Origin of the sequence: Methylomonas sp. Kb3 (assembly GCF_002834115.1) — a bacterium.
GTDB lineage: Bacteria > Pseudomonadota > Gammaproteobacteria > Methylococcales > Methylomonadaceae > Methylomonas > Methylomonas defluvii.
Genome location: NZ_PIZT01000010.1, coordinates 126,988 through 144,607, shown reverse-complemented (window position 1 = coordinate 144,607; position 17,620 = coordinate 126,988). Strand labels below are relative to the sequence as shown.

At 53.3% G+C, this 17,620-nt stretch carries 14 protein-coding genes and 1 riboswitch; of the genes, 7 read left to right on the top strand and 7 right to left on the bottom strand.

Annotated features, from left to right (window positions below; all coding sequences use genetic code 11):
• Positions 1-271: 271 nt before the first annotated feature.
• A complete protein-coding gene (locus CWO84_RS07935) occupies positions 272-1,909 on the top strand; it encodes a SulP family inorganic anion transporter (protein ID WP_101052262.1) in 1,638 nt (545 codons plus the stop codon).
• Between the two features lie 494 nt (positions 1,910-2,403).
• On the opposite strand, the gene CWO84_RS07930 is transcribed toward CWO84_RS07935, so the two are convergent.
• From CWO84_RS07930 to CWO84_RS07915, 4 genes are all read right to left on the bottom strand, one after another.
• On the bottom strand, positions 2,404-2,949 hold the full coding sequence (locus tag CWO84_RS07930) for a M15 family metallopeptidase (protein WP_101052261.1): 546 nt from the start codon (positions 2,947-2,949) through the stop codon (positions 2,404-2,406).
• A 3-nt stretch (positions 2,950-2,952) separates the two neighbouring features.
• Positions 2,953-3,555, bottom strand: a complete 603-nt coding sequence (locus CWO84_RS07925) for a nucleotidyltransferase family protein (protein WP_101052260.1) — start codon at positions 3,553-3,555, stop codon at positions 2,953-2,955.
• The gene (locus CWO84_RS07920; RefSeq protein ID WP_240617998.1) at positions 3,536-3,799 is read right to left on the bottom strand and encodes an XdhC family protein; all 264 of its coding nucleotides are present in this window, start codon (positions 3,797-3,799) and stop codon (positions 3,536-3,538) included. The genes CWO84_RS07925 and CWO84_RS07920 overlap by 20 nt, the downstream gene beginning before the upstream one ends.
• Positions 3,800-3,990: 191 nt before the next feature.
• Complete coding sequence (locus tag CWO84_RS07915) at positions 3,991-4,374, bottom strand: hypothetical protein (protein ID WP_101052259.1); 384 nt, start codon at positions 4,372-4,374, stop codon at positions 3,991-3,993.
• 716 nt (positions 4,375-5,090) lie between these two features.
• Positions 5,091-5,165, top strand: a riboswitch (cyclic di-GMP riboswitch).
• A gap of 426 nt (positions 5,166-5,591) precedes the next feature.
• Here CWO84_RS07915 and CWO84_RS07910 point away from each other — a divergent pair.
• From CWO84_RS07910 to CWO84_RS07900, 3 genes are all read left to right on the top strand, one after another.
• Positions 5,592-6,341: a hypothetical protein gene (locus tag CWO84_RS07910; RefSeq protein ID WP_101052258.1), complete on the top strand. Its 750-nt coding sequence runs from the start codon at positions 5,592-5,594 to the stop codon at positions 6,339-6,341.
• 196 nt (positions 6,342-6,537) lie between these two features.
• On the top strand, positions 6,538-7,371 hold the full coding sequence (locus CWO84_RS07905) for a hypothetical protein (RefSeq protein ID WP_101052257.1): 834 nt from the start codon (positions 6,538-6,540) through the stop codon (positions 7,369-7,371).
• A 192-nt stretch (positions 7,372-7,563) separates the two neighbouring features.
• The gene (locus CWO84_RS07900) at positions 7,564-9,765 is read left to right on the top strand and encodes a cytochrome c peroxidase (protein WP_101052256.1); all 2,202 of its coding nucleotides are present in this window, start codon (positions 7,564-7,566) and stop codon (positions 9,763-9,765) included.
• 254 nt (positions 9,766-10,019) lie between these two features.
• Here CWO84_RS07900 and CWO84_RS07895 read toward each other — a convergent pair whose 3' ends face one another.
• The 3 genes from CWO84_RS07895 to CWO84_RS07885 are packed head-to-tail and all read right to left on the bottom strand — an operon-like array spanning position 10,020 to position 13,907.
• Positions 10,020-11,141 carry an XdhC/CoxI family protein gene (locus tag CWO84_RS07895; RefSeq protein WP_101052255.1) on the bottom strand — a complete coding sequence of 374 codons (1,122 nt, stop codon included), beginning with the start codon at positions 11,139-11,141 and terminating at the stop codon, positions 10,020-10,022.
• A gap of 43 nt (positions 11,142-11,184) precedes the next feature.
• Positions 11,185-13,437, bottom strand: coding sequence for a molybdopterin cofactor-binding domain-containing protein (locus CWO84_RS07890; protein ID WP_033156352.1), 2,253 nt, complete (start codon positions 13,435-13,437; stop codon positions 11,185-11,187).
• Positions 13,434-13,907, bottom strand: coding sequence for a (2Fe-2S)-binding protein (locus CWO84_RS07885; RefSeq protein WP_033156353.1), 474 nt, complete (start codon positions 13,905-13,907; stop codon positions 13,434-13,436). The genes CWO84_RS07890 and CWO84_RS07885 overlap by 4 nt, the downstream gene beginning before the upstream one ends.
• Before the next feature lie 488 nt (positions 13,908-14,395).
• Between CWO84_RS07885 and smbP the strand changes: the two genes are divergently transcribed.
• The 3 genes from smbP to CWO84_RS07870 all read left to right on the top strand — a co-directional run bounded on the left by smbP (position 14,396) and on the right by CWO84_RS07870 (position 17,617).
• The gene (smbP, locus tag CWO84_RS07880) at positions 14,396-14,731 is read left to right on the top strand and encodes a small metal-binding protein SmbP (RefSeq protein ID WP_033156354.1); all 336 of its coding nucleotides are present in this window, start codon (positions 14,396-14,398) and stop codon (positions 14,729-14,731) included.
• 136 nt (positions 14,732-14,867) lie between these two features.
• On the top strand, positions 14,868-15,383 hold the full coding sequence (gene fae, locus CWO84_RS07875) for a formaldehyde-activating enzyme (protein ID WP_033156355.1): 516 nt from the start codon (positions 14,868-14,870) through the stop codon (positions 15,381-15,383).
• 122 nt (positions 15,384-15,505) lie between these two features.
• Positions 15,506-17,617 (top strand): thioredoxin family protein, encoded by a 2,112-nt coding sequence (locus CWO84_RS07870; RefSeq protein WP_240617997.1) that lies wholly within the window; start codon positions 15,506-15,508, stop codon positions 17,615-17,617.
• Positions 17,618-17,620: the final 3 nt, after the last annotated feature.

Here is a 17,620-nt window from a genome sequence, read left to right as displayed (position 1 = left end):
GATTATGCGCCGGCCAATGGCATCAAGCCGGCTGTATTCCGACCATGATTTGGCTTGTCTCAAAGTCCAAATGTAGATGCAGGGTGCGCTCGCGCACCCATAGAGGGTCATCATGGTGGCGACTGACACAAGTTACGCGGTGAGTACCCAACCTGCACAATGGTTTCAAGCGGCTATGATCGATTCGGTTGTCACGACTTGTTTCTTGCGGCAATCGCTACAACCCAGGTGCTATCATGGGTCCCATCGATAAACATTTAAAACTTTTCCTATGATTGCAATTCTTGAAGCCGGTCGCGCGGGTTTATTGTCCAGGGCGCATTGGCTGAATAACCTGTTGGCCGGTGTGATAGTCGGCGTTGTTGCGCTGCCTCTGGCCATGGCTTTTGCGATAGCCTCCGGCGCCAAACCCGAGCAGGGACTATACACAGCCATCGTGGCCGGTGGGCTGACATCCTTGTTTGGCGGCAGCCGCGTGCAGATAGCAGGGCCAACTGGCGCCTTTATCGTGATTCTAGCCGGCATTACCGGCAAATACGGCATCGGCGGCTTGCAAATTGCCTCCTTGATGGCCGGCATCATATTATTGCTGATGGGGCTTACCAAGTTGGGCGGTGTCATCAAATATATACCCGATCCCGTCATCGTCGGTTTTACCAGCGGTATCGGGGTCATCATTTTTGTAGGGCAATGGAAAGATTTTTTTGGTTTGAGCCCCGCGGCCGGTGCCGAGCATTTTCATGAAAAATTTTGGTCGTTGGCACAAGCGTTTCCTGGGCTGCACGTTGAAACCACCTTGCTAGGCGGCTTGACCTTGGCGGTGTTGCTGATTTCCGGCCGGATTCTGAAACGCATTCCCGCCCCGCTGGTCGCCATGTTGATTGCCACCTGCGCGCAGTGGCAATTGCAATGGGACGGCGTGGCGACGATAGGCAGCGCCTTTGGCGGCATTCCGCAGCAGTTGCCGCAATTCCAACTGCCGGCAATGTCGGTATCGGAGGTGCTGCAATTAATCGGCCCTGCTTTTACGATTGCCTTGCTGGGCGCGATTGAGTCACTGCTGTCCGCCGTGGTCGCCGACAGCATGGCCGGCACCAAACATGACGCCAATCAGGAATTGATCGGTCAAGGGATTGCGAACATATGCTCCCCGTTGTTCGGCGGCTTTGCCTCTACCGGGGCGATTGCCCGCACGGCGACCAATCTGCGCAATGGCGCCAATAGTCCGCTGGCGGGGATTGTGCATACTTTGACCTTGATCGGCATCGTCATGTTGCTGGCCCCATATGCTTCGTTGATTCCGCTGAGCGCGTTGGCCGCCATTTTGTTTGTCGTGGCCTACAACATGAGTGAGTTGCACCGTTTCGGCCACATGCTCAGAACGGCGCCGAAGTCGGATGTGGCGGTGCTGCTGATTACCTTTTTGCTCACCGTGTTCAGCGATTTGGTCATCGCCGTCAATATCGGCGTGATGCTGGCGGCCCTGTTATTCATGAAACGCATGTCGGAAGCCGTGGGCATAGAGCGGCAAGCGCACGACGCCGTCATGGAAGAACTCGATGATACGGATTTTACGCTGCCAGCCAATACCGTCGTTTTTGCCATGGAAGGGCCTTTCTTTTTTGGCGCGGCGGCAAGATTGGAATCCGCGCTGGAAGTGATTCACGGCCATACCGAAATTCTGGTCTTGCGCCTGGAAAAAGTGCCTTTCATCGACGCAACCGGCCTGCAATCGCTGTGGGATTTGCTGGATAACTGCAAACGGCACAAAACCCGACTAATCCTGTGCGGCGCAAGACCGAATGTCTTCGAGAAACTCCGCCGAGCAGGGCTGGTCGGTCAAGTCGGCAAGCCAAATGTGGTGGACCGAATACAACAGATCGCCATGGATATAACTAAAAATAAATAACTTCCCTGCTTATCCCTCAACCCAGCGGAAGCTTTCGTAAAAGGTAAATCCGCTCCTTCTCTGACTGGAAAAGTTTGGGATGGCGACATATACCGTCACCGCTTCAGATTCATCGCCGGAAAGCTGTGAATTCCGAAACCCGAAAGCGGGCATTCGTCACTGAGTCCAACCGACGCGAAGCTGAGGCGCGAGTGCTAATCTTGAATGTCCGGTTTAAGCGGCTAGGCGCTTTAGTCCTTTGAAGGCATCGCGGGTAAGGCTTTTTGCCAGCCGGTTATACAAGTTTGCTTTGCCCGCAAGGCTTTGGAGTTTGTCCGCAACGTAAAAACCTCGCGATGCTGGCGACAGCAAAAAACCCAAGACGAGAGCTTAATTACCTTATGCGCAACCCTATCAGCGATAACCGAATAGCGTCTAGGCTTGCAAGGCTAATTTGGAGACTCGGTGATAACAAAGAGACCCACTATTTTGGCTTCAGTAGTTACCAAACGTTGCTACGAATCGCCCCGATAACACCAATGCCAAGGCTCGTAAACATAACCGAAGCGGTTATCGCGCGGGAATGACAGAAAAAATTGAAAGCGTTGCGCGTTGCTTGATAGCCACTGATAAGCAGCCGTTTGTTCGAACCGCTCGCCCAGTTCCGGGCAGTCGTCGCTGCCTATATCGATGGCACGCCCGGTGTGGTGTTCGCTGTAACCGGGCGGGGCCAAGACACGCAGAATCTCCTCGATAGTTTGCCCCATCCCGAGCTTGCGCCGAATAATGTCGGCTTGATAATCCGCACTGCGAAAGGCCGACACCATCAGCAGGGTAATGCCCTCCTCGGCGGCGGCCTGTTTCAATGCGTGCCAGGCAACGGCCGCTTCCGCCGTGAGATAATACGCTCTACCTTGCCGCGTGGTTTCCGCGACGATCAGTTCGGCCGGCTCGCGGCATAATGCCAAACCTCTACCTGCCGGCAGTTCTTCCTGAATGCCTAGTTCGATGAACAGCTCGCGAATACGCTGTAAGTAGGCGTCAAGCGGTTGGTCAATCATGAGCTACATCTCATTGAGTGCATGCAAGCGCTGGTAATCGCTAGTGGTGTCGACATCCATTTCCGCTTCCAGCAACGGCACTTTTACCAGTGTGTCTTCGAAGCGCAGTAACAAGGGCTTGGCTCCCCGGTCGCCGGTCAAGCTGGCTAGCTGGGGAAAATAAGCAGCCGGAAACACGGCTGGCACGCCAAACGATTCCGCGTACTGACTGACGACGATGCGCTCCGGCGCGTTTTGCCAAGCACTTAGCAAACTTTGCAGATGCGCGGCGCTAATCAAGGGTTGATCACAGAGCATCAACAATACCGCGCTAGCCGTGCCCGGCACAGCCTGGATACCAGCCAGAATCGAACCGGCCATCCCGTCCGCCCAACTCGGATTCAACACCACTTTGCTGCTGTTAAAATCGACCGCGGCTTTTATCGCCTCAGCATTTGCGCCCAATACCACCACCGTCCGCTCCGCCAACACGGCTTGCGCATTGGCAAGCGCATGCGCCAGTAATGGACGCTCCTGCCAAATCAGTAATTGCTTGGGACTGCCCATCCGGCTGGAGGCACCGGCCGCCAGGATGACGGCATGCACATTATCCATGGCTGCAGGCATGTTTAATCGCAACCGGCTCTTTCCCCAGTTGCCAGCCGCTACGGCCGTTGAACTGGGACTGAATGCCGGCCACGATGGACAAGACAATCTCTTCCGGAGGTTGCGCGCCGATGTCCAAACCGAACGGGCGGAATACCCGTTCGACTATCAGTGCCGCGTTGTCGCCCAAGCTGTGCAGCAGCCGCTGCTTGCGATGCGCCGGACCCAGCAAACCGACCAACTCGCCGGTTTGGGTAATCAGCATCCGCGCGCCGGCCTTTTGGTAGGTCGAGCCAAAGGTTTGTTGCCAAAAATTGGCGTGCGTTTTTTAGTGGATGATTCCTGCACTGACTATTCCTATAAAGAGATTGCCGCTCGAGCAGTTAAAAACTGACCAGGGTTTTGTCCGCGACTTATTGACGGCCTCCTAGCACAAAATGCATAAGTTGTGGAAACTCAAGCCTTGGCTTTTTTATCCTTGCGGATGCCCCGCACCGCATACGTCCTGGCTTTATCTTTGGCGGTTTCCGCAAAGAAGGTCTTCCAGGTCTCGCCGCCTCGGTCGGCAATTGCCGTCGAAATATCCTTAAATAAACTGATACCTTCCAGCACCATTGTCGGGGTAAAACCATAATCGTGGGTGAGGTAGTAACTGATGCTCATCAGATAGGTTTTTTCTCTACTCATGAGCTTGATCAGCCGCTGCTTTTGTTTATCGTAGACATAGTAAGAGGTCAGCGCCAGCAGGCTCAGGCCAAAAAATTTCGTCCACAACAAAATATAAGCATCGTCTTCATAGAGCTTCTGACCCTTGTTCAAAATGGCATCGGTTTTATTCATATCTATCCTCGGTGAAAGTGTCGGGCATCTTAATTTAAGTTTGAAAATTTTGTGTTGGAAATATTGGATAGTGTCGTCATAACACAGCCGCCCGAAGCGCAATACCCTGTAAGTGCAAGACAGCCAAGAACCAAGCGGTGTTTTTTTAGCTTAACCAGTAGCTATGCCATGCCATCGGCTTAAATGCAAAAAATGCCTTCTCCACCTGGTGGCAAAGGCGATTAGAGGAATCAACCTTTTTCTGGGGCTGAGTGATTTTCGTCGGCAATTGGCAGATGACTAAAGCTCCGGCGAGGCTGGTCGTCGATTGCCGACGAAGTCATGATACGCATGAGAACGTTGGATTTTTATTTCGGAATTCGTTCCCAACCTTCGTTCCAGCACCCTGATTTTTAAGCACCCAGCTTGGTATATCACTACCCGAACTGATGACTTTTACCCCTACGGCGCAAACTCAAAGCTGCCGCCCAAAATCTCTTAAATAAAATAAGGGATATAACCCAAAATACGCGAAATAACACACCCTGCATAGCGTAATAGCCATCTAAAACCCCAAAAAACCGCCACACTTATTACTACTCCACCCTATCAAACAAAACAGCCTATCGCATTGTTTTATATGAACATAACCATAGAAAAACACTAGCAACCCTTGCTCAAATATATTTTGGCGCATGTTTTGCTTTATAAATAGTGCTGCACCCACCTGGGCGCAGCCACCAAGTCGCCACACTCGTCGCAAGGCGGGGCCGGAAAGCTGCGGATCTGATTCAGATAGTCGAGCTGCCTCTTATGAGCGGGTAAGAGAAGGGTCTAGCCGGTCGAGATTCATACACCGACAACTACCCATAGCGCTCGCTCACTGGTCAGGAATAGTTTGTTGTATCACCTGATTAGCTAAACCCGTTGTTTAACTCACTACGCAAGCAAGCCCGGTATTTAAAACTCTTTGGACTGTCTCTCTCGCAACCATAGCGTAGCGTGATCAATTCAGGAATATTGAAATACATAGCGGTTTTAAGGCTGTTCAAATTGCGCGGGAAGCCATCGGCCCAGCACTTACCGTACGCAAAGGACCGGAAAGTAAGAGGCTGACATCGCGGCATCCGGCGCAGGTGCGTTAGGCAACGACTCGCAAAGGGAATTGCGAAACATTGAATGTCGCCGGTAAAACCTACCGGTAAAAATCTTCGTCTTACTATGAAAGGAATTGAAATATGTCTGTTAACACGAAACATGCGCCTGCCTTGAAAAAGGTCGCTGCAACACTTGCTATTTCACTTTTAGGCCTCGGCAATGTACAAGCCGAGACCGTAAACGGCACCATCTATAAAACCGTCGACCCGGTTCACGGCGCCGGCACCACAATCGATTTCTACTCGTTCTCCTTGTCATCAGCTGCCAATGTGATAATCGATGTCCTGGCGAATGAAGGCTACGCAGCGGGCTGGGGCGCGCATCCCGGCGCGTATGTCGATATAAACGGCGACGGCGAACTGACACTGGCAGATAGCCAATTCCGCATTTTTCAGGACACAGTCTCACTGACTACCGAAATCGTCAGCGGCGACGACAGCCCAGCTTACACCATACCCGGCAATACCGGCGGATGGGCCGATGGCAGCTTGTTGAGCCGAGACTCCTACCTGGCTACTGCATTGGACGTGGGCAATTACATTATTGCTTTTGGCGATTACTCTCTAACCATCGAAGAAGCTGTGCTGGGCTTCAACAAGGGCGACACCATCACCGGTGCGACCGGCGTCAACCCGATAACGGGCGCCACCGGTCAGGATCATTTCGATTATCAAATTACCCTGACCGCCACCGACTACGTCACCGGAGCCAGCCTGCCTTTGACCATCACCGGCGAGGGTGTTAGCGCAGTGCCGGTGCCAGGGGCCGTTTGGTTGTTCGGTTCTGCATTAATGGGATTCAGTGTATTAGGCAAACGCCGCACCGCGTAACCCCGGCAAACAAGAGCGAAAAGGTCAGCCGACATCAGCTGTCGACTCACCCCTCGCAATGCATGTCTAAACCCTTTGGAGATGTCTATCTTTTGGCTGCCAGGCCCGAAATACTCAGACAAATCCAAATTAAACAGCAACTTAAATCTACCACAATCGTAAACAACGATGTGGTAGATATTGGAGACACTCAAAAATGAACATCGATTTACAAACTATTTTTAAAATCACCCTATCGTCCGCCGCGCTAACCCTTGCCGTTGCTCAACCTGCGACGGCGGCTTGGTCAGGCGCCGATAACACTCTCGAGCTGGGCACCAGCATCTCAAACCCTAGTTTTAATTCCAGCAATTTGGGCTTCGCGGGCAATCCGTCTCTGTCCAATGATGGTTGGGGCATGCAAGGTGCATTTACCAACTTCTATTTGAGCTCATCAGCCCAATCCGTGACTGTCGACGCGCGTTCGTCCGCCGCAAACTTTCCGGCCTTTTCAATTTTCAGAACCAATGTGGCTTATTCGGGTGAAACGGTCGGCGTCGATACACCGGCTGAGCTAACCGGCCAAATTCACAAATTTAACTCGGTCGGCCAAGCCGGCGATCCAGGCATTATGTGGGCAACCGGCGCGGACGGCATTGTCGAAACCCTGGGCTACGTCAGTTCCTCAAGCAAAAACTACGTTAACTCTTTCGGCGGCGTCATCGACTCCGGCGCCCACGATGTCAGTATCGACAATCTGTATGAAACCGGCGTATCCGGCACTATAGGCGTCACCGGCAACCCTGCTTTTGCCAACACCAAAAGATTCGCGACCTTGACACTGAACGACTTGCAAGCTGGCTGGTATGCCGTGTTCGTCGGCGGTGCAGACGTCCTCGGAAGCAGTGCCGGCATCTCTTTGAACATTTCCGCGTCGGCCGCCCCTTCTACCTACACACCGGCGGCGGTGCCAGTACCCTCCGCTGTCTGGCTGTTCGGCACGGCACTGGCCGGCTTTATAGGCAGAGGCAAACGCAACGCTAAAGCGTAAGCCAACACCCAGCACATAAGCCGATGTTCCTATAAAAAAAGGAAGCTTGGCGAGGGACTTCGCCAAAGGAATAAGGATGGCCGATAAATTACGCTGTGTGGTTTATCGGCCTTTTTTATAGCTTGAGCCCGCTGATGCGGGCGTTTTGGCCGTATTTGTTGCCAACCAACCATTTCTCAGTGGAGTTTCACCATGACATTGTTTCGTCATAGCCAATTAGCGATTGTTTTAGCCGGAGGTGTACTGCTCAGTTTCAGCGCCGCCGCGGTCGAATTGGCACTAGGGCCCATGCCGATAAGCCTGAAGCATTTGCCCGTTCCGCCTGTTCCCGGACTACTGGACGGCCCGGACCCTATTGTCGTCAACAAGAATGCCGCGATTGCCTTGGGCAAAGCGCTGTTCTGGGATACTAACGTGGGTAGCGACGGCATGGCCTGTGCGTCCTGCCACTTTCACGCCGGCGCCGACGGCAGAGTAAAAAATCAGCTTGCTCCGGGCGGCCAATCCAGCCCTTTAAGCGATCAAACATTCAGCAATGCCATGACGGGTGGTTCTTTGGGACCCAATCATACCCTCAGCATTGGCGACTTTCCGTTACATCAACGGGAAGATCCGCTGCAAGAGCATTCCGCGATCCTCTACAACACCGACAATGTAGTCGGTTCGTCCGGTACTTTCGGTGGTGAATTTAGAGCCGTGGACCGCTACACAGCGCCTAACGACACCTGCAGCCGCAGCGTCGACAGCCTGTTTCATGCCGGCGCGGTCGGCACCCGCAAAGTAACGCCACGCAATGCGCCCAGCGTGATCAATGCGGTGTTTAATCATCGCAATTTTTGGGACGGCCGCGCCAACAATGTGTTTAACGGCAGCAGCCCTTGGGGCGACCGAGATCCCGACGCCGGCGTCTGGGTAAAACAGAACGCCACGACGCTAATTAAGCAGCGCCTGCATTTAATCAATTCCTCGCTGGCGTCATTAGCGGTAGCTCCGCCACAAAACACTACCGAAATGGCCTGCCGCAACCGGACCTTGATGGAACTCGGTAGAAAGCTGCTGTTACGCCGCCCGTTGCAAAACCAAAAAGTACATCCTGAAGACAGTGTATTGGGACCTTACAGCCTCAATAGCAAACCCGGCACGAACACTCTGTATAAGCTGCTGATCATGCAGGCATTCAATCCCAAATACTGGTCGTACAGCGGTAACCCGCCAATTCCGGCCCCCAAAGGGTTTGCGCCCTATAATCAAACCGAAGCCAACTTTGGCATGTTCTTTGGCCTGGCCATCCAACTCTATGAAAGCACATTGATTTCGGACGAATCGCCCTTCGACAACAGCGCCCGAGACGCCGGCAATCAACCCATAGAACTCAGCGCTTCGGAATTGAACGGCTTAAAACAATTCAGAAAAAATCAGTGCGCGCTCTGCCATTTAGGACCCAACTTCAGCGCGGCATCGATTAACGCCAATGCGGCCATTGCCAAAACCCATCCGGAAGCCTTCGGTGAACCGACTTTCTTCATCAGCGCATCCACCAATGTGGTCAATCGCATACCTTTGCTTATCAAAAACGCTCCGGTTACCGCATTTTTCGATACCGGCTTTTCTTCCACAGGCGTCACCGAAGAAACGGCCGATATTGGCGCAGGCGGCGTCGACGACTTTGGCAACCCGCTATCGTTCAGTAGGCAATATTTACAGCATTTGGCGGGCAATAATGCCGCTGCACTGGATGAAGATGTCACCAAAGTGAGAGCCTGCGATTTTCAGGAAGCCCTTGCTCTAAATATCAAACTGCCTTATTCGCTGCCGAGCTTGTTTACCATCACCGACGGCATAAGACCCCAGCCACAAAGCACGGAGAACTGTTTCCTGCCCGCAAACAATGCCTTTTTGCCCACGACCGCTGCCGCCTTAGCGGAGTTGAACAAGCCCAATACCCGGAAAATGGTGGCGTCTGTCGACTCGACCTTTAAAATCCCCTCGCTACGCAATATCGAGTTAACCGGACCGTACATGCACAATGGCAGCATGGCCACGCTGGAACAAGCGATCGAATTTTATTCGCGAGGCGGAAATTTTGCCTACGACAGCAAACAAGTTACTCGGGTATTTCCGCAGCCCAATCTACAACTGGATGCGCAAAACCGAGCCGACCTGATCGCCTTCCTGAAAACCTTGACCGATGAAAGAGTCCGCTACGAGAAAGCCCCCTTTGATCACCCCGAAATCAAAATACCCCACGGCCATGTTGGCGTGGAGCAGACAGTAAGCGGCGGTAATCCGCTGGGAGCCGTTCTGGGTAAAGATGAATTTCTGACCATTGACGCGGTGGGCGCCCAAGGCAATTCATCACCGATACAGCCTTTCGAAGCGTATTTGGCACCCTAACGCGGTTTAAATTTCAGCCCACAGTCACCGGCTAAAGCCGGTGACTTCCAATCCATGCAAGGCTAAAAAAGGTAATAACAGCGCCTTACCTAAGCCACACCGTTATGCATGGCAAGAAAACTAGCCAACACCGGCTTCTGAAAAGGGGGATTCTTAGAAAATAGCCCCTATTTATCGGCAAAAAGCCGCAATAAATCATTCCCGTAATTTGTACACGCTCAGCGCTGAGGCATTCTCAGTCGCCGGCATGCACATTATCCAGGGCTGCAAGCATGTTTGATCGCAACCGGCTCTTTCCCCAGTTGCAAGCCGCTACGGCCGTTAAGCAGGGCCTGAATGCCGGCCACGATGGACAAGGCAATCTCTTCCGGGGTTTGCGCGCCGATGTCCAAACCGACCGGGCCGAATACCCGTTCGGCTATCAGCGCGGCATCGTCGCCCAAGCTGTGCAACAGCCGCTGTTTGCGATGCGCCGGACCCAGCAGACCGATAAATGGCGCCCGGCAATGCACGATGGCTTGCAGGTAGCGTTGGTCGTATTCGACGTTATGGGTCATCAGCATAATGGCATTGAAGCGATTTAAATCCAGTTGGGACGCGACCTGATCCGGTATCAGATGCAATAATTGATCGGCTAAAGGAAAACGCTCTGGTTTGATATGCGCGGGCCGGTGATCGACTAAGGTCACGCGCCACCCCAGGGATTTGGCGCAATTCACCAGCGGTATCGCGTCGGCACCGGCACCGAATATCAGCAACTGCCAAGGCGGTTGCACCGGATCGTAAAAGACTTTGATGTCCAGGCCGTCAAGCGGATGAGTTTCGATGCGCGGTTTTTGCTGCAAAGCCGTTTGCAGCGCCGCCGTGGCAAAGGGAAACGGCGCGCTAGGTAAAATTGGCTGCTCGCCGACGATGGCCGCAGGCAAAAACTGGCTGCGCCCTGCCGGGAAATCCGCATGCTCGGACTCGAACACCGTAACCAATACCCCATGCGCTTGAGCTTCGGCGGCTTCCAGCAACTGACTCAATGGACTGAAACCCTGCTCGGCTTTTAATAATTGCAGCAACACCCTAACCGCGCCGTTACAACCCAGGCCCAAACCCCAAATCGCGTCTTCCCCGGAACGCATATCGTAAAACAAGGTTTTGGCATGGCCGGTTTCGAACACCGATCCGGCCTGCTCCACCAAATCCCGTTCGAAACAACCGCCGCCCAGCAAACCGACCAACTCCCCGGTTTGGGTAATCAACATCCGCGCCCCGGCCTTTTGGTAAGTCGAGCCAAAGGTTTCGATGATGGTCGCCAGCACGCTGTCGGCGCCGTCGTGTTGCAATTGCCGGTAGGCTTCGAGCAGATGATTGATGTTATTGGCCATGATTTACTCGCTTGCAGGTGTGCCGGCGATTGTACTAGCCATATCAACTCCAGCTCAAATCGGTACGCAATAACGGCAATTGCCGGACCCGCACACCGGTAGCGGCGAAGATCGCATTGCACACTGCCGGCGCCAATGGCGGCAGTGCTGGTTCACCCAGACCGGTGACCGGATAGTCGGTTTTCAGAAAATGCACATCCACCCGCATCGGCGTATCGGCAATACGGATCATCGGATATTCGCCGAAATTGCTTTGTACGATCCGGCCTTTTTCGATATTCAACTCCTGAAACATCAAGGCTCCCAGACCATCAATGACCGAGCCCTGCACCTGGTTTTCCGCACCACTGAGATTGACGATCTGCGCGCCGATGTCGGTAGCCACCACGACTCTATCCACTTTAAGCTTGCCGTCTTTGGAGACCGTAACTTCCGCAACCTGGGCGATGTAACCCAGATGGCTGAAATGAAAGGCTATGCCCTGCCCTTGGCCGCGCGGGAAAGTTTTCTTGCCCCACTCGGATTTTTCCGCGACGTGCTGCAATACATGCTTCATCCGATTCACATCGTACGGGATGCCTTGCTGGCCGGTGCCGGGAATAAAGCCCTTATCGCCCAGGATTTCCAAGCGAAACTGCAAGGGATCGCGGCCGGCGGCATGCGCCAGTTCGTCGATAAAACTATGAAACACCCAAGCGAACACATTACTGCGGGGCGCCCGCCATGGCCCCATCGGGATATTGCATTCCAACGGCGTTTGTTCCAGCAGACAGTTTTCCACCCAGCGTCCCGGAAATTCGTCGCCGGACAGGTTGGCGCCGCTGCCCAGTTCCAGGGTTTCCTTGCCGTCCTTCACCACTTTATGCGCAAAGGTGACGAAATGGTTATGCCAGGCAATCAGCTTGCCTTTATCGTCCAGGCCGCCTTTTAAAAAGTGAAAGCCACCGGCGCGGAATTGGTCGTGTTGCAGATCGTCTTCGCGAGTCCAGGTCAGTTTGACCGGTACGCCGACTTGCTTGGCAATCGCCGCCGATTCGATGATGTAATCTGGAATCAAACGCCGGCCAAAACCGCCGCCGCTACGGGTGATATGTAGCGTAATTTTCTCTTTCGGAATCCCCAAGGTTTCGGTGACGATCTTCTGCCCGGCTTCCGGGTTTTGCGTCGGCGCCCAAATCTCGATGCCACCGTCCTTGAACCAGGCCGTACAATTTTGCGGCTCGATGCTGGCGTGGGAGATAAACGGATAGCTGTAGGCCGCTTCCACGGTTTTGTCCGCGTCTTCCAATGCTTGCTTGGCATTGCCGTCGTTACGCAACACCTCGCTGCCGGCCTGCTCGGATAATTCCTTGGCCTTGGCGCTAAAGCCGGCCCAACTTTGCGCGGCCGCCGGGCCTTCGTCCCACACTACTTCTAGTTGCTTACGGGCGGTGAACGCCGCCCAGGTGGAGTCGGCGACAATCGCCACACCCGGTAACAAGCCTTTTAAGCTGTTTCCGCCCTCAACGACAAAGGCATGTTTTACGCCGGGGAGTGTTTTGATTTTATCCAGGTTGGCGCTGACCACCTTGCCGCCAAAAGCCGGACATTTTTGATAGGTCGCATACAACATACCGGGCAATTGCACATCTATGCCGAATAAAGGCTTACCGGAGACAACGGCCGGATTATCCACGCCGCCGATTCGGGTACCCAGTAATTTATAGTCTTTAGGGTCTTTCAACTTCACCGATTCCGGCGCAGGCACCGGAATCGACACCGCCTTTTCCACCAACTGCCCATAAATAAGCTGCCTACCGCTCGCCGGATGATGTACGGCGCTATCTTTGGCGAACAATTCTGTGTCGGGCACCCGCAGGATTTCGGCAGCCGCCAAGATCAGCATCGTCCGCGCCGTTGCGCCGAGTTTATGAAACTCCTGATAATTGGTCGGCGTGGAGCGGGAACCGCCGGCGCTTTGGCTACCGTAAATTGGATCTAAATCGCCCTGCACGATTTGCACATCCAGCCAATTAACCTCAAGTTCTTCGGCAATGATCATCGGCAAGGAGGTCTTGATGCCCTGGCCTATTTCCGGCTGCTTGCTGATCAAGGTCACCTTGCCGGTCGGGGCAATGTGAATAAAGGCATTGGGTTTAAACACGCTGCTTTCCGCAATGGTGGCCGGCTTGGCAACCCGCTTGGCGGCGCTATCGGCCACATTCAGATAAAAACCCAACACCAAGCCGCCGCCGGCCAGCGTGGACTTGCGCAAAAAATCGCGGCGGCTGGCATTTTCCAATTCGTATTCGTTCATATCGACTCCTTGACACCGAGTTCAGCGGCACGGTGAATGCCGGCACGTATCCTTAAATAAGTCCCGCAACGACAGAGATTGCCGGCAAGTTCGACATCGATCTCGGCGTCGGTCGGACGGGGATTTTTTTTCAGCAGCGCGGCGGCGGTCATGATCTGCCCGGCCTGACAATACCCGCATTGCGGCACATCCAGCTCTTGCCAGACTTTTTGCAAGGGGTGTTCACCAGTCGGATGTAGGCCTTCTATCGTGGTGACCCGGCTTTGGCCGATTTTTGAAATCGGCGTCAGACAAGCCCGAGTCGGCTGGCCGTCGATATGCACGGTACAGGCACCACACTGGCCTATCCCGCAACCAAATTTGGTACCGACTAGATTGAGATGGTCGCGCAGCACCCACAACAAGGGCGTGTCGGGATTAACATCCACGGTGTGTTGTGTCCCGTTGACGTTGACTGTGTATTTGCTCATAAAAATTGATGATTGGATGGTTGTAATTATCTGGCGCGCATTCGTAGCAACCCACAGATAAGCAAAATTCGCACCTATATAGGATTGGCATACACCTTACACACAAAGACCATGTAAACAGTTGAATCCCAAGCCATTTATTAGCAAATTCGAGTCTTTAAAAGAACACAAGTCACTTATCACAATCAGACTTACCCTCTCAGGAGCCAGGAAATAGCTGATATATCAACACCAAGTCAGCAACTTTTGCTGACAGGCAAACACCTAAACTACCTATAAATCAGCATTTTTTCTTTGCAAACAACAAGTTGAAAACTGGCATATAAATTGAGTAAGTAATTTGGCGATACAGCAGATATTGGATTATCTCGTATTGTTAAAACCGCTATATTCTTAAGTTTATTCAGACCTACAAATCATAAATAAACTATTGAGGTATTACTCGGTTTTAAATAGTAAATTAACTAACCATTTCCCAGGGGGATATTATGAAAACGACCGTAGCATTGATTACCAGCGCCTTATTAATTGCCAGCAGCGGCGTATTTGCCGAGGAACATGCTGCCGAATCCTTAAAACATGCCGAGCATGCCGTAACCCACGGCAAAGCCGGCCATGCGGATCAATTGGTGGAGCATGCGGAAAAAGCCCTGGCTCACGTCGATAAAGCGGAAAGCGCCGCCACCGGAGAAGCCAAAGCACACATCAGCGCAGGTAAAAAATCACTGGAAGAAACCATTGCGCACGGCAAACAAAACCATGCCGAAGTAGCCACCAAACATGCCGAAGAAGCCGTAGGCCACTTCAAGGCAGGTAATGTTTAAACTACCGTAACGCAATATATAACAGACAAAACGCAACTAATCGGCTATTGCGGATAAATACCGAAGTAGCCGATTATAAATATTCATTATTTCAAAAATATTACTTACATTTTTTTCAAAAAAGGGACTACTTAAAATGGCAAAAATTACCAATTTGCGGGTTGGAGAATCCTTGGTCGGCGAAGGCAATGAAATCGCTCATATCGATTTAATTATCGGCCCACGCGGCTCAGCGGCGGAAACCGCTTTCGCGAATGCATTAACCAATAACAAAGACGGCTTTTCCACTTTATTGGCGGTGGTAGCGCCCAACTTGCTGGTGAAACCCGCCACGATCTTGTTCAACAAAGTCACGATCAAAGGCTCGAAACAAGCCGTGCAAATTTTTGGACCGGCACAACGCGCGGTAGCCATTGCGGTGGCGGAATCGGTGGAAGAAGGCATTATTCCCGCCGACGAAGCCGACGATTTGTTTATTTCCGTGGGCGTATTCATTCACTGGCTGGCTGAAGACGACGCCAAAATCGAAGAATACAACTACAAAGCCACCAAGGAAGCGATTGCCCGTGCTGTCGCCGGTTTTCCAAGTGCTCAGGAAGTGATTGCCGCGAAGCAGGATGCCAAACATCCTTTCGCAGCCAATAAGGTATAAGGCGGGTAATGACGGCGATCAGCGGCTTTCTGGGGTTAGCAATACCCAGGCTTCGGTTATGCATAGTCAAGTCGCCAGCGAACGTTAACATGCCTGTAATTCAACCAAGCTAGGGTGCAAGTGTGCTAATTGTCTATCGCGTCATCCTCGGCATCATTCTGGTTTTAGGGATGCCATGCACCCAAGCCAACCCCAGTCCGGAAGCTGCCACGGATCAGGTAAGCGCCAGCCTGATTGCTTCGCATACTGCCGTGCATCCTGGTGATGAGATCTTGATTGGCGTGCACCATCAGATTATTCCGCATTGGCACACTTACTGGAAAAATCCTGGCGACTCAGGCCTACCAACCAAAATTCAATACCAACTACCAGCCGGCTGGTCGGTGGGCGAGATCCAATGGCCTACGCCCAGCAAAATCGTACTGGGGCCGGTCGTCAATTACGGCTATCACGACGCGGTCACCCTACTCTCGCCGCTGCGGGTAGCCGAGAACGCGGAACCTGGTACAGAATGGCCCATCTCAGCAAAGGCGAAATGGTTGGTTTGCGAGGAAGCCTGCATTCCCCAAGAGGTGGAATTAGCAATACAGTTGCCGGTGGTCGCCAAGGGCGTAGCGGTCGGCCCAACCCATCCTTTGATCGCAGCTGCCCAAAATTCATTACCTGGTGTATTACCCTGGCAAGCCAGCTTGCTTGAAGGTCCGGCCGGCACGCTCCGGTTACACCTGACTGGCGAGCAACTACCTGCGCCAGACCAGCACGCGCTGGCCTTCTACCCCGACCAATGGGGACCGATTTCCCATGCTGGCGAGCAAATAACAAGCTTAGCCGACGATGGCCTGGACATCCGCTTGCCATCCGGCGACCAGCTATTATCCCCCGGACAAACACTGACCGGCGTGCTGACGGTCGCTAGCGGCGACAGTTTGCGCGCTTATCAGATCAGCGCGGCGTGGCCTGGCACGGCAAATCCCGTCCAGGCTGAGCCGGCCAGCGCCTTGGCCGAGCAAACCTTGCCAACCGCCCTGTTACTGGCCTTGGCCGGTGGTTTGATATTGAATCTAATGCCTTGTGTATTTCCGGTATTGTCGTTAAAAGCCTTGGCATTAATAGAACAAGCCGCTCACGATCCCGGTAAAACTCGCAGACACGGTTGGGCTTATCTGGCCGGGATATTGATTAGTTTCACCGCATTGGCCGCTGTGTTGGTCGCGCTGAAGGCCGGTGGCGCCGGCATTGGCTGGGGTTTCCAGTTTCAGTCGCCGTGGTTCGTCACGATACTGGCCTACTTGATATTTGCGGTGGGCTTAAGCTTATCCGGAGTCTTCAATATCGGCACCGGCATCACCGGCTTGGGCCATAAGCTGGCCACTCTGGATGGTTATGCCGGCAGTTTTTTCACCGGCGTGTTGGCCGCAGTCGTGGCCACCCCCTGCACCGCCCCCTTCATGGGCGCAGCCATTGGCTTTGCCATCACCCAAGCACCGGCAACAATGATCGCCGTATTCCTGAGTTTAGGCATCGGATTAGCCCTGCCTTACTGGCTGCTTTGTCAGTGGCCGATACTTCAGCGCTGGCTACCCAAACCCGGGGCATGGATGGAAACCCTGAAACAAGGGCTAGCTTTTCCAATGTACGCCACCGCCGCTTGGCTGATTTGGGTGCTTGCCCGTCAGGCCGGCCCGGAAGCAGTTGCCGGTACCTTGGGCGGCTGTGTGTTGGTTGCCCTCGCTGTCTGGTTATTGCAAATTAGCCGAAACGCCACCCAAATAAAGCGCCGCGTCATCCACACCAGCGCCGGCGTAACTTTACTGCTGGCCTTGCTGGCGGGCGAACTAGGCATCCAAACCTCGTCGCAAGCAAGCTATGCAACGGACAGCAACAATCAACACTGGCAAGCCTACAGCGCTGAAAAACTAGCCCAATTGCGCAGCGAAGGCAAACCGGTGTTCGTTAATTTCACCGCCGACTGGTGTATCACCTGTTTGGTTAATGAACGTGTTGCCTTGAGTAGCGAATCGGTTCGCGGCGCGTTTCTCAAAGCCGAGGTGACTTACCTGAAAGGCGACTGGACCAACCGTGATGCGGGTATCGCCAAGGTATTGAGCCAATTTGGTCGCAGCGGCGTGCCCTTGTATTTGTATTTCGGACCGGGAGCGCAGGAGGCGATGGTATTACCGCAAATCCTGACCCCTGATCTCGTTATCGGCGCCATTCAAAGCGCCCGTCTTTAACCA

Excerpts from the sequence above, each read along its gene's own strand:
- CWO84_RS07935 (WP_101052262.1), top strand. The coding sequence starts at position 272 with ATGATTGCAATTCTTGAAGCCGGTCGCGCGGGTTTATTGTCCAGGGCG.
- CWO84_RS07930 (WP_101052261.1), bottom strand. The coding sequence starts at position 2,949 with ATGATTGACCAACCGCTTGACGCCTACTTACAGCGTATTCGCGAGCTG.
- CWO84_RS07925 (WP_101052260.1), bottom strand. The coding sequence starts at position 3,555 with ATGCCTGCAGCCATGGATAATGTGCATGCCGTCATCCTGGCGGCCGGT.
- CWO84_RS07920 (WP_240617998.1), bottom strand. The coding sequence starts at position 3,799 with ATGCTGATTACCCAAACCGGCGAGTTGGTCGGTTTGCTGGGTCCGGCG.
- CWO84_RS07915 (WP_101052259.1), bottom strand. The coding sequence starts at position 4,374 with ATGAATAAAACCGATGCCATTTTGAACAAGGGTCAGAAGCTCTATGAA.
- CWO84_RS07910 (WP_101052258.1), top strand. The coding sequence starts at position 5,592 with ATGTCTGTTAACACGAAACATGCGCCTGCCTTGAAAAAGGTCGCTGCA.
- CWO84_RS07905 (WP_101052257.1), top strand. The coding sequence starts at position 6,538 with ATGAACATCGATTTACAAACTATTTTTAAAATCACCCTATCGTCCGCC.
- CWO84_RS07900 (WP_101052256.1), top strand. The coding sequence starts at position 7,564 with ATGACATTGTTTCGTCATAGCCAATTAGCGATTGTTTTAGCCGGAGGT.
- CWO84_RS07895 (WP_101052255.1), bottom strand. The coding sequence starts at position 11,141 with ATGGCCAATAACATCAATCATCTGCTCGAAGCCTACCGGCAATTGCAA.
- CWO84_RS07890 (WP_033156352.1), bottom strand. The coding sequence starts at position 13,437 with ATGAACGAATACGAATTGGAAAATGCCAGCCGCCGCGATTTTTTGCGC.
- CWO84_RS07885 (WP_033156353.1), bottom strand. The coding sequence starts at position 13,907 with ATGAGCAAATACACAGTCAACGTCAACGGGACACAACACACCGTGGAT.
- smbP (WP_033156354.1), top strand. The coding sequence starts at position 14,396 with ATGAAAACGACCGTAGCATTGATTACCAGCGCCTTATTAATTGCCAGC.
- fae (WP_033156355.1), top strand. The coding sequence starts at position 14,868 with ATGGCAAAAATTACCAATTTGCGGGTTGGAGAATCCTTGGTCGGCGAA.